This window comes from Streptomyces sp. SID1328, assembly GCF_009865595.1.
GTDB lineage: Bacteria > Actinomycetota > Actinomycetes > Streptomycetales > Streptomycetaceae > Streptomyces > Streptomyces griseoluteus.
Genome location: NZ_WWKH01000005.1, coordinates 1 through 7,379 on the forward strand (window position 1 = coordinate 1; position 7,379 = coordinate 7,379).

9 protein-coding genes, 1 tRNA gene and 1 pseudogene are annotated in these 7,379 nt (G+C 70.0%); 7 read left to right on the plus strand and 4 right to left on the minus strand.

From position 1 onward, the window contains the following. Together GT030_RS00205 and GT030_RS00210 are read right to left on the minus strand one after the other, a co-directional pair. Nucleotides 1-1,062 (minus strand): serine/threonine-protein kinase (locus GT030_RS00205; protein ID WP_161199249.1); only part of this gene is annotated, 1,062 nt, incomplete at its 3' end. 84 nt (nt 1,063-1,146) lie between these two features. Beyond that, a complete protein-coding gene (locus GT030_RS00210) occupies nt 1,147-1,695 on the minus strand; it encodes a helix-turn-helix transcriptional regulator (RefSeq protein ID WP_161199250.1) in 549 nt (182 codons plus the stop codon). 180 nt (nt 1,696-1,875) lie between these two features. On the opposite strand from GT030_RS00210, the gene GT030_RS00215 reads away from it, so the two are divergent. Continuing rightward, nucleotides 1,876-1,948 (plus strand) — tRNA-Ala (locus GT030_RS00215). A 140-nt stretch (nt 1,949-2,088) separates the two neighbouring features. Here the strand turns inward: GT030_RS00215 and GT030_RS00220 are convergent. Further along, nucleotides 2,089-2,787: a DUF5324 family protein gene (locus GT030_RS00220; RefSeq protein ID WP_161199251.1), complete on the minus strand. Its 699-nt coding sequence runs from the start codon at nt 2,785-2,787 to the stop codon at nt 2,089-2,091. Between the two features lie 279 nt (nt 2,788-3,066). Between GT030_RS00220 and GT030_RS00225 the strand changes: the two genes are divergently transcribed. Together GT030_RS00225 and GT030_RS00230 are read left to right on the plus strand one after the other, a co-directional pair. Further along, nucleotides 3,067-3,597, plus strand: a complete 531-nt coding sequence (locus GT030_RS00225; RefSeq protein WP_161199252.1) for a peptidylprolyl isomerase — start codon at nt 3,067-3,069, stop codon at nt 3,595-3,597. Between the two features lie 119 nt (nt 3,598-3,716). Further along, nucleotides 3,717-4,616 carry a rhomboid family intramembrane serine protease gene (locus tag GT030_RS00230; RefSeq protein ID WP_161199253.1) on the plus strand — a complete coding sequence of 300 codons (900 nt, stop codon included), beginning with the start codon at nt 3,717-3,719 and terminating at the stop codon, nt 4,614-4,616. A 272-nt stretch (nt 4,617-4,888) separates the two neighbouring features. On the opposite strand, the gene crgA is transcribed toward GT030_RS00230, so the two are convergent. Then, nucleotides 4,889-5,143: a cell division protein CrgA gene (gene crgA / locus GT030_RS36025; RefSeq protein WP_061922326.1), complete on the minus strand. Its 255-nt coding sequence runs from the start codon at nt 5,141-5,143 to the stop codon at nt 4,889-4,891. A 151-nt stretch (nt 5,144-5,294) separates the two neighbouring features. Between crgA and GT030_RS00240 the strand changes: the two genes are divergently transcribed. The 4 genes and pseudogenes from GT030_RS00240 to GT030_RS00255 form a co-directional block, all read left to right on the plus strand. Then, nucleotides 5,295-6,083: a DUF881 domain-containing protein gene (locus GT030_RS00240; RefSeq protein ID WP_161199254.1), complete on the plus strand. Its 789-nt coding sequence runs from the start codon at nt 5,295-5,297 to the stop codon at nt 6,081-6,083. A gap of 196 nt (nt 6,084-6,279) precedes the next feature. Beyond that, nucleotides 6,280-6,441: a hypothetical protein gene (locus GT030_RS00245; RefSeq protein ID WP_030805941.1), complete on the plus strand. Its 162-nt coding sequence runs from the start codon at nt 6,280-6,282 to the stop codon at nt 6,439-6,441. Next, entirely contained in the window at nt 6,438-7,079 is a 642-nt protein-coding gene (locus GT030_RS00250) for an aminodeoxychorismate/anthranilate synthase component II (protein ID WP_031179054.1), read from the plus strand. The genes GT030_RS00245 and GT030_RS00250 overlap by 4 nt, the downstream gene beginning before the upstream one ends. Further along, a pseudogene (locus GT030_RS00255) lies at nt 7,076-7,379 on the plus strand (class E sortase); the annotation flags it as partial. The gene GT030_RS00250 and the pseudogene GT030_RS00255, both read left to right, overlap by 4 nt.

Genomic DNA, 7,379 nt, shown 5'->3' on the forward strand with positions numbered 1-7,379 from the left:
TGGGGGCGGGAGGTGGAAACTGCCCGTGTCGGACATCGACGGGGTGGTGACGGCCGGGGGGCGGGTGCCCAGGTCGGCTGTCGGGGAGGAGGCGGGCAGGCGGGCGTCCGTCGTCGTGCCGCTGGTGTCCGGGGCGCCGACGGGACGGTGACCCCAGCGGGTGTCCACCGCGGAGGCGGGTTTGTGGGGGCCCTCGGGGCCGAAGCCGGGGGGCAGGGGGCCCAGCTGGTCGAAGATTTCTATCGGCTCGTCGTCGGGGCCGGGCTCGGGGAGGAGTTCACGGGCGGCGGCGAGGGCCTTGCGGGTGCCCGTGGCGGTGCGGAAGCGGGCCGCGGGGTCGGGCTGGAGCATGGTGGCGATCACCTGCCACAGCGGGTCGGGCACCCGCGCGGGCGCACCCGGCGTCCCGTGCTCGAGGAAGTACCGGACGATCTCCTTGCCGTCCGGCTTGGCCCCCTCCAGCAGATACAGGGCGACCAGCCCCACGGCGAACAGGTCACCGGGGAAGTCGGGTTCGGCCCCCAGCAGTTGCTCGGGCGCCAGATAGCCCGGCGTACCGACCACGAGGTTGGTCTCGGTCAGCCGGGGCTCCCCGAACCGCATGGCGATGCCGAAGTCGGACAGCCGCAGCCGGGGCCGGCCCGTGCCGGTGGCCTCCAGCAGCACGTTGGCGGGCTTGATGTCCCGGTGCACGACCCCCTCGGCGTGCACGGCACCCAGCCCGGACAGCAACTGGTCCAGCAGGGTGCACACGAACACCGGCGGAAGAGGGCCGTAGTCGTTGATCAGATGGACCAGGGAGCCACCGGACACCAGGTCCATGGTGAACAGGACCTGGTCGTCGTCGGCCGCCCAGCTCGCCGGCGCGAGCACATGCGGATGATCGATGCGCAGCGCCTGCTCGCGCACGAAGCGCAGCAGGGTGTGGGCGTCGCGCTGCTGCAGCACCTTGGCGGCGACATAACGCCGTCTGCGATGGTCCCAGGCGCGCCACACCGCGCCCACACCGCCACGCCCGATCGGGTCGGCCAGCTCGTACCGGCCCGCGAACACCTCACCCATGACCGTGCAGCTCCTCCCCCTGGTGCGCTGCCCCGGCCGTACGACCGGGCCCGGTGCCGGACCTCCTCCGGACCGGGCCGGGGGTCAGCTCTGGTGGGACTGGTAGTGCGTGACCGCGTCGGCGGTGCGGCCCGCGCCGTAGACCCGGAGGAACTCTGCCAGTTCGGGGTGGGTCCGGGCGAGGGTGTCCGCGGCGTCGATGATGTCCCCGGCGGCGGCGACGGAGCGCAGCAGTGACTGGATCTCGCGCACGACCCGCTTGACCGTGGGCGCGCCCGAACTGTTCGTCGTCGTGGTGGTGTTGTTCAGCACCGAGCCCCCTTGGGACTTCTTGATCTCATCCATGCGGTCGGTCGCCTCGGCCGCGCTCACGCTGCCGTCCGCCACCTGCGCGGCCAGCTCCTGCAGCAACTGCACCCGCTGCACCACCGCGGGATTGCCGATCTTGGCCCGCTGGCCGCTCATGAGCTGCGACAGCATCGGAGCCGACAGCCCCAGCGCGGCGGCGAGCCGGGCCTGGTTGAGCCCGAGATCGTCGATGAGCTTACGGAAGAGCGCCCCCAACGGCTCCCCGTACCAGTTCCGCTGGAGCTCCCGCGCTCTCGCGGTGGCTTCCTGCTGTGCGGCATCCATTGCGTCTCCCCATCGCTTCCCCAGAAACCGTGGTTCGCTGAAGCGAACCACGTCGAGCATCCTACGGAGCGGGGTGATTCGCGGGGACCCCCAATCTTTTTGCGGGATACGGGGGGTGAACCGGTACTCTGGTCTGCGACGCCCGCCAGGAGCCCGTTCTCCCGTCGGTCGTTCCCTTCCGGGGCCTTAGCTCAGTTGGTAGAGCGCTGTCTTTGCATGGCAGATGTCAGGGGTTCGACTCCCCTAGGCTCCACACCGAAAAACCCCCTCCGACCTGCGAAAACGCAGTGCGGAGGGGGTTTTCTCGTGCCGCCGTGGGGACGGGGCCTCGGGGCAGAGCGGGCGCTGTTTCACGTGAAACAGCCTGCGGTGCCCGTGACTTGAGGCGTCAGGTCAGCGGTTCTCGTCACCCTCGACGTCATCCTCGACCTGCTTTGCCTGGACCTCCGGGTCCAGGACGGAGGTGCCGGTGCCGTCGACCGAGTGGAGGCGGGCGGAGTCCGGCATTTCCGTGGCGGCCGGGGGCTCGACCAGCCAGTCCGGGTTGGCCTGGCGGTCCCACCACTGCCAGACGGCGTAGGCGCCGCCGGCAAGCAGGCTGGCCAGGGCCACGTACTTCAGCGCCCGGCCGCTGCGGCCACGACGCTCGTTGCGGCGGGCCAGCTTCTTGATCTCCTTGGCCGACACATTGCCCCGCAGTGCGACCAGTGCGGCAGCGCTGCGCGCCGCGGCCTCGTCGTACACCGGGGTGGCGGCGGCCACGGCCTGCTCGATCTTGGGCCGGGAGTACACCGCCGCCTGCTTGGCGGCCTTGCGGGTCAGCTTGGCAGCGTCCTGTGCCGCCTGATCGACCTTCGGCGGCACGTGGGAGAGTGCTCGCTCCACCTGCGGGGCGAGCTTGGCGTCGTACTGAAGGCGGGCCTGGTCGGCCGCCTGCGAGACCACGGGCGCCAGCCGTACACGTGCCTCCTGCGTGTAATGAGCGGCACGCTCCTTGGCCGTGTCGGCATAGGGCGCCACCACGTCCGCTGCGTGCAGCACGCTGTCCTTGGCCGAACCGGTCGCGGCGCGCACGCTGTCGATGCGGGTCACGGGAACCTCCTCCTCGGTGGCGGTACGGTATTTCGACTGTCCACCCTGTTACGGATCATGCCTGTCGGTGGCCCACACAGCATGTGTGGACGGGCATACGGGTGCCGATCTCTGGCGAAGCGGTGAAATTCCGGGCAACCGGCCCCGCTCACGACCCTGCCACGATTCGCCGCCGCGCGCCGCCCATACGGGCCGAACTCGCCGTCACTCGCCCGGTTCGGGGGCCACCGGGAGCGTGCGAGGATCGGGGGCGAACGGAAAGACAACGGAAGGCAGACCGTGGCCGAGCAGCTTTACGCCACCCTGAAGACCAACCACGGGGACATCAAGATCAGGCTGTTCCCGAACCACGCGCCGGCCACGGTCAGGAATTTCGTCGAGCTGGCCCAGGGCGAGCGCTCCTGGAAGCACCCCGGGACCGGCGTCGAGAGCACGGACCGGCTCTACGACGGCACCACCTTCCACCGGGTGATCAGCGGCTTCATGCTCCAGGGCGGCGACCCGCTCGGCACCGGCATCGGCGGCCCCGGCTACCAGTTCCCGGACGAGTTCCACCCCGACCTGTCCTTCAACAAGCCCTATCTGCTCGCCATGGCCAATGCCGGGCCGGGCACCAACGGCTCGCAGTTCTTCATCACGGTCTCCCCGACCACCTGGCTGAACCGCAAGCACACCATTTTCGGCGAGGTCGCCGACCCGGCCAGCCAGAAGGTCGTCGATGCCATCGCCGCCGTCCCCACCGGCCGCAACGACCGCCCGGTCGAGGACGTGGTGATCGAGTCCGTGGTGGTGGAGAAGAGCGAGGGCTGATCGGCGGCCGGTGACTTCCGCACAGGGAACCAAATGCCCCTCTCGTCCGTAAGGATGGGCGGGGGCGGTGCCGCGCCCCCGGAGTGACGACGGACGACGCGAGGGACGAAGGGGAACTCATGGAACAGGCAGCGGCCGACGCCCCGGGCGCCCGCAGCGTGCCCGTCTGCTACCGGCATCCGGACCGGGAGACCGGCGTGCGCTGCACCCGCTGCGACCGGCCGATCTGCCCGGAATGCATGGTCGACGCCTCCGTCGGCTTCCAGTGTCCCGACTGCGCGCGCGGCGGCACCCCCGCGTCGGGCGGCACCGCGTCCGCTCCCGCAGACAACCGCCCCCGCACCCTCGCGGGCGGCACCCTCACCCGCGATCCCCGCCTGGTCACCAAGGTCCTCATCGGGCTGAACCTGGCCCTTTTCCTGGTGAAGCTCTCCCTGGGCGATGTCTTCACCAACCAGCTCGACCTGATCGGCCGGGCCTACGCCCCCCATCTCACCGGCATCCAGGGTGTGGCCGAGGGGCAGTGGTACCGCCTGCTGACCTCGATGTTCCTGCATGGCGGCTATGTGCACATCCTGTTCAACATGCTCAGCCTGTGGTGGATCGGCGGCCCGCTCGAAGGCGCCCTCGGCCGCGCCCGCTACCTCACGCTGTATCTGGTCTGCGGCCTGGCCGGCGGCGCGCTGACCTATCTGCTGGCCGCGCCCAACCAGCCCTCGCTGGGTGCCTCCGGGGCAATCTTCGGGCTGTTCGGCGCCACCGCGGTGCTGATGCGCCGCCTCCGGTACGACATGCGGCCCGTCATCGTGCTGCTGGTGGTCAACCTGATCATCACGTTCGGGGTGCCGGGCATCGCCTGGCAGGCGCACATCGGCGGTCTCGTCGCGGGTGTCGTCGTGGGGTACGCGATGATCCACGCCCCACGTGAGCGACGGGCGCTGATCCAGTACGGAGCCTGTGCGCTGGTGCTCCTCGTGGTGGCGGTTCTCACCCTGGTGCGGACGCTCCAGCTCACCTGAGCCCGAACCGTTGTCCACAGTCTGTGCCCGATCTTGTGCACACGGTGCGGGAACAATCGTGCCCCCTGCCGCTCGGATGTGAATCCGCAGGTCAGACAGGGGGCATGAGGCGGAGCGCCGGTCGTCGGATGGTGTTTCCGGCGTCAACCGGGGATTAGTTATCCACAGATCGTATTCCTTTTCCCCAGGGGGGTGTGGATACTTCGTTGGCCTGTGGATAACTCAGTGGAGGGCCGTGGGCAGAGGTCGCCGGAACCGGGTGCGGGGCCCGGTCACTTCCACTGGGTGGAGACGCCGAAGCCCGCCGCGATGAAGCCGAAGCCGACGACGATGTTCCAGTTGTCCAGGCTGTCGATCGGCAGCGAGCCGTCGGTCACGTAGAACACCACGATCCACGCCAGGCCGATGAGGAACATGGCCAGCATGACGGGCGCGACCCAGGCGCTGTTGGTGAGCTTGATGGCCTGGGCCTGCTTGGCCGGCGGCGGCGTGTAGTCGGCCTTCTTGCGGATACGTGACTTCGGCACGAAGGTCTCTCCTGTCGATGCGCTGCGTGGCCGCGCAGGTTCTGGGTCGAGCTCGGGGCAGCGTACAAGGGGACGGCAAGGGCACACCGGGTGCTCCCCCGGACGTCCGTTAGCGTAGTGCTTCCGCGGCGCCGAAGGAGATAAGGGTACGTTGAGCAATTCTGCCGACTCCCCAGGGACGGGAGCAATGGGTTCCGCGCCCGCCCGTCGTCCCCGTTTCCGGCCGGTGCGGATTCTCACCGCCGGTGTCTTCGCTCTGGCCGGCCTCATCTTCGTCACCAGCTTCAACACCGCCAAGGGCACCGACCTGCGCACCGACACGTCGTTGCTGAAGCTGTCGGACCTCATCCAGGAGCGCAGCCGGAAGAACCAGGGCCTGGACGAGTCCAACGCCACACTGCGGCACAGGGTCGAGTCGCTCGCCGAGGGCGACGACGGCAGCACCCGCGCCCAGGACCGGCGGCTCGGCGGGCTGGAGAAGAGCGCGGGCACCGAGCGGCTCACCGGCAAGGCGGTCACCGTCACCCTCAACGACGCCCCGCCGAACGCCACCGCCAAGCTCCCCGGTTATCCCCCGCCGCAGCCCGACTACCTGGTCATCCACCAGCAGGACCTCCAGGCGGTCGTCAACGCGCTGTGGCACGGCGGCGCCCAGGGCATCAAGGTCATGGACCAGCGGCTGATCTCCACCAGCGCGGTCCGCTGCGTCGGCAACACCCTGATCCTCCAGGGCCGCGTCTACTCGCCCCCGTACAAGATCACCGCCGTGGGTGACCCGGAGCGGCTGAAGCAGGCGCTGGCCGCGAGCAAGGCGATCCAGAACTACATGGTGTACGTCAATGTCTACGGCCTCGGCTGGGACGTCGCCGACCAGGGCACCGTCACGCTGCCCGGCTACACCGGCACCGTCGACCTGCACTACGCGACGCCCGTGAAGTAGGCACGCCCGAGGCAGCCGCAGCTCACCCGCCGACCGCTTGTTCGCGGCGCGAAACCGTTCCGCCCGTCATTGAGGTGATCGGCGCCCGGCCCCGTAAGTCCAGGTGTGCTCCAGGCACGCCGGTGACGGACCCGGCGCCGTTAGTCTGGTGCCGTACGGCGTGAGTCAGGAGCCGTGGAGGAACGGAAGGGACGGCATGTACGGCTGGATCTGGCGGCATCTGCCGGGCAACGCGTTGGTGAGGGCACTGATCTCGCTCGTGCTCGTCGTGGCCGCGGTCTACGTCCTGTTCCAGTACGTGTTCCCGTGGGCGGAACCGCTGCTGCCCTTCAACGATGTGACGGTGGACAACCAGTGAGCAGCGCCCGGATTCTCGTCGTCGACAACTACGACAGCTTCGTCTTCAACCTCGTCCAGTACCTGTACCAGCTCGGCGCCGAGTGCGAGGTGCTGCGCAACGACGAGGTGACCACCGCGCACGCCCAGGACGGCTTCGACGGCGTCCTCCTCTCGCCCGGACCGGGTACGCCCGAGGAGGCCGGGGTCTGTGTGGACATGGTCCGGCACTGCGCGGCGACCGGTGTCCCGGTGTTCGGGGTCTGCCTCGGCATGCAGTCGATGCAGGTCGCCTACGGCGGGGTGGTGGACCGGGCGCCCGAGCTGCTGCACGGCAAGACCTCGCCGGTGATCCACGAGGGGCGGGGCGTCTTCGCGGGACTGCCGACCCCGTTCATCGCCACCCGGTACCACTCGCTGGCCGCCGAGCCGGCCACCGTGCCCGCCGAGCTGGAGGTCACCGCCCGCACCGAGGACGGGATCATCATGGGGCTGCGCCACCGTGAACTCCCGGTCGAGGGAGTGCAGTTCCACCCCGAGTCGGTGCTGACCGAGCACGGCCACCGGATGCTGGCCAACTGGCTCGCCGAGTGCGGCGACCGGGACGCGGTGGCGAGGTCGGCGGGGCTCGCCCCGGTGGTGGGCAGGGCCACGGCGTGACCACCCCGCGCCCGGAACGCGAGGACGCGTACGGCGGGGTGCCGTACGGGTCCTACGGTCCGGCGTTCGTGGGCGCGGGCGATCCGGGGACGGCGCGGATGCCGGCCGTGGACCAGTACGGCGAGTACGGCGATCAGCATCCCGAACTCCCCCTCGACGACCGGACGATGGCCCTCAGAGTGCCCGGTGCGGCGGAGGGCGCGTACGGCTCGCTGAGCGCCTCCGCGGGCGCGGCGGGCTCTGGGGGAGCCCCCGGGGGCCGCGCGGCCCGCAGGAAGGCCGCCAAGCGCGGTGGCGGGC

Bases quoted from the DNA above. Each gene is read 5' to 3' on its own strand.
- GT030_RS00245 (WP_030805941.1), top strand. From the start codon at position 6,280: ATGTACGGCTGGATCTGGCGGCATCTGCCGGGCAACGCGTTGGTGAGG.
- GT030_RS00210 (WP_161199250.1), bottom strand. From the start codon at position 1,695: ATGGATGCCGCACAGCAGGAAGCCACCGCGAGAGCGCGGGAGCTCCAG.
- GT030_RS00230 (WP_161199253.1), top strand. From the start codon at position 3,717: ATGGAACAGGCAGCGGCCGACGCCCCGGGCGCCCGCAGCGTGCCCGTC.